Origin of the sequence: Domibacillus indicus (genome assembly GCF_023715895.1) — a bacterium.
In the GTDB taxonomy this organism is placed as follows: Bacteria; Bacillota; Bacilli; order Bacillales; family Domibacillaceae; genus Domibacillus; species Domibacillus indicus_A.
This window is the reverse complement of record NZ_JAMBOO010000132.1, coordinates 1-255: the sequence shown is the minus strand read 5'-3', so window position 1 is coordinate 255 and position 255 is coordinate 1. Positions and strand designations below refer to the sequence as shown.

General features: G+C 44.3%; 1 pseudogene. It reads left to right on the top strand.

Annotated elements, in window-relative coordinates:
* Positions 1 to 255 (top strand): annotated as a pseudogene (locus tag M3221_RS25955) (IS5/IS1182 family transposase); the annotation flags it as partial.

Here is a 255-nt window from a genome sequence, read left to right as displayed (position 1 = left end):
AGAAAAGCAAAGAAGCTGGAATGGAAATAGACACCGTTATCGGGGATACCGCGTACTCAGAAAAAGCAAACTTACAGTATGCAAAAAAAGAAAAATTTCAACTGGCCTCCAAGTTGAATCCGCTAATCACCCAAGGGGGACGTGTGAAAGAAGATGAATTTGAATTTAATAAGGATGCGGGTATGTATGTGTGCAAGGCGGGGCACCTAGCGATTCGTAAGGCGCGTACTGGGAAGAAAAATGACGGCAAGAACC